Annotated in this window: 1 protein-coding gene and 2 pseudogenes; all 3 read right to left on the bottom strand. The window is 26.1% G+C overall.

Annotation, left to right across the window (positions count from 1 at the left end; all coding sequences use genetic code 11):
- A pseudogene (locus AJ882_RS00280) lies at nucleotides 1-720 on the bottom strand (motility associated factor glycosyltransferase family protein); the annotation flags it as partial.
- Nucleotides 721-732: 12 nt separating this feature from the next.
- On the bottom strand, nucleotides 733-2,592 hold the full coding sequence (locus AJ882_RS00275) for a motility associated factor glycosyltransferase family protein (RefSeq protein ID WP_079254354.1): 1,860 nt from the start codon (nucleotides 2,590-2,592) through the stop codon (nucleotides 733-735).
- A pseudogene (locus AJ882_RS00270) lies at nucleotides 2,589-3,153 on the bottom strand (motility associated factor glycosyltransferase family protein); the annotation flags it as partial. The gene AJ882_RS00275 and the pseudogene AJ882_RS00270, both read right to left, overlap by 4 nt.

Here is a 3,153-nt window from a genome sequence, read left to right as displayed (position 1 = left end):
AACAATGATAGCTGTATCACTTATACCCTTTCTTTTAGAAAGTAATTCTTTATAACTAGGATGGGTAATCATTTGAGGAAGATTATAAACAAATTGCTCTATGCCTTGAAGAGCATCAAGGGGATCATTGCCATGAGAAACAATAGAATTTTTAAAATTTTCTGCTAATTTTTTATTCAATCCTAAAATATCTTCATGAAATCTTTCATAATAATGACTCATCAGTTCTAAAAAATAAATTCTAGAAAATTGAAAAAAAGGTTTAGAAGAACAAAGTTCATTATAATCTTGAATTTCTAGTTTATTTGTATTCAAAACCATCAATCTTGAATTTTGTAATTCATGTGAAAAATCTAAGATATGAAACATTATCCAAATGATTTCTATATCTTTTTCAAAAACAACAATATGTTGATGATTTTTATTTTGCAATAAAGCTTTATATAAAATTCCATTTCCAAAACCATAAAAATACAATACAGGATAAAGTAGATATTTATCATTATAAGTATTTAGCATAGAGTTGAATTCATCAATAACATTTTCATAAAGAAAAGTATTATCACTTGTATCTTTTAGATTGATATCTAGATTATCTTTACCTAAGATAAGTTCAAATTTACTTGATTTAATTTCTTTTAAACTTTCTTTTAAAAGAATATTACTTAAAGCCTCAATGTTTTTGTTAAAGAGTTCTTTTTGGGTAGGGGTGAAGGTCATTGGAAATCCTAATTATTTTTTGATTATATCGTCAAAATTCCAATTTTCTAAACTTTTTTCTATGGTTTGGTTTTGAGTATCAAGGTATCCTAAACCTTGGATAAACCAATTGTGTTGTATTTTCAAAAAGTCTATTAAATTTTCTTTTTGTTTGTTTGTGTTTAAAACTTCAAATTTTAAAATTTCGCATTCGTTATGAAAATAAATAGCTTGACAAAGTTCATTAAAAAGCTTGAGTTTTTTAAATTCTTTAAAAAGATTTAAAAGATTATTTTTGATTTTTTCAAGAGTTTGAAAATTCTTGTCATTTTTTTCTAAAGTGTATCTAAGCTTTTGAAGCTGAGTTTGAGTTTTTTTTATAAATTCTTTGGATTCTAAAATGCTTTTTTGGAGATATTTTTTTGTTTTTTCTAATTTTTCTTTGGCTAGTTTTTTATCTAGAAATTTTGGAAAATCAAAAGGTTTATTTAAATCTTTATCAAGTAAATTCTCACAAGCCCATAGAAAAGGTTTTTCTATGGTTCCTTCTATCCTTGCTCCACCTTCGGTGCAGTTGTAGGTGGTGATATTGAGTTTTTCTTTTGCCCAAAATATATCTTTTTCAAAAGCTTGACGAAATAAATTCCAAGTGAGTTGAGTTCTTACTTTGCCTTTTCCCCCATAAGCTAGTGTATATTTTTCTCCTCTGATTTCTTCACCTTGACTTCCATGTATATGCTCTTTAGGATGTGAACTTCCATCCTCGCCATAAGCTAAATCCTGTCCTATAAAAATGATATTTTCAAATCTTAAAGCTCCTGCTAGTTCATAGATCATATTGGAAACACTGTGTCCTACTCCAAGATATCCATATTCATCAAGTTTTAAACTAGCTGCAAAATTTAAAGGGCGATGTACAAGCATATAAGTTCTTTGATCTTTTTCTAAAAAATCTAATACTTCTTTGTGAACCACAGAAGCAAGTATGAAAAGTATGCCTTTGTTAAAATCGCCAAAATCATTATCAAAACATTTAGAAACTATATCATCACGTTCTAGCATGCAAACATAATCAGGCTTTATACCGTATTTTCCAAGGATAACATAAGCACTATCTGCACAAAAAATCGTAGCTTTATTAGCATACTTTTTTAATAAAGGAAGTTGTTTTATAAGACTTGGTCCTGTAGAAACAATGATAGCATTTTCAACCTTAGCTCTTCTTTCTTTGAGAAATTCTTGAAAAATTCCATGATTTAACATTTTAGGGAGATTATCTAGGGTATGTTTGATTCCAACTAAAGAATCATGTGGATCATTACCTTTGTTTAAAACGATAAATCGTATCATTTCTATCAGTTGAGTATTTATATTTTGTATTTGAGTGCTATAAAATTGTTGATAAAAATCATTATGGATAAAAAGATTAAAAATTTTTACACTTTTTTGAATGATTTCATAAGTAAAAAGTGTGGTGAGTTGTGCTGTATTAATATTTGGAGTATAAAAAAGTATTAGTTGTTCTTTTTTTAATTCTTCGCTAAAATCAAATAAATGAAAAGCTAAAGTTAAAATTTCAAGATTGTCTTCAAAAATGATAATGTGTTTATGTTGTTTGTTTTTACATAAAGTTTTATAAAACATTCCATTTCCAAAGCCATAAAAAAACAAAACAGGATATTTGTTATATTCGGTTTTAAACAGAGTAAGGTTTTCTAAAAGCTCTTTATTGGGATTTTCATAAAGAAAAATATCATCTTTTTTAAAATTTATTCCATTTTCATCTTGGATAAGTGCAAAAGTTAAGTATTTAAGTGATCTTAGTGTACAAGCTAAAAACTCATCGACCTCAAACAAAGCTTGAGTATTTTTTAAAAAAAGCTCTTCTCTCACCTTCTCACCCTTTCCATCCATTTATCTAATTTTCTTTCTTTAAGTTTTTCTTCTAAAGGAAGTATATTTTTAATCAAAGCATTTTCTTGTGCTTTAATATGCCCATAAACTAATTCCATAAATTCTAAATGTTCTTTTATCCAAAGAATGCTTTTATTAAAAGCATCTTCTTTGGTTTTAGGATTTAAAACATAAATTCTAGCAAGATTAAGTTCAAATTGAGTTAGTAAGGGACCTAAAATTTGTATCAAATCTTTTTGAGTATTGTAAAGTTCATCTATTTGAGTTTTGGTTTTATCTATATCTTGAATAATTTCTTGAATAAAAATTTCATTTTTTTGAGAATTTTGTAAACTCATAAAAGAGTTTTTTATTTTATCATAAACTTTAATAAAATTATCGTTAAAATCTCTACAATGTTTAATACTTTGATAAACTTTATAATAAGCCTTAAGTAAAAACTCATTTTGTTTATTTAAACTTAAAGGTTCTAATTTTTCAAAAGGTTTATTTAAATCTTTATCAAGTAAATTCTCACAAGCCCATAGAAAAGGTTTTTCT

The sequence above is a fragment of the Campylobacter sp. BCW_6461 genome, from assembly GCF_001762735.1.
GTDB lineage: Bacteria > Campylobacterota > Campylobacteria > Campylobacterales > Campylobacteraceae > Campylobacter_D > Campylobacter_D jejuni.
This window is presented reverse-complemented; position numbering and strand designations above follow the sequence as displayed.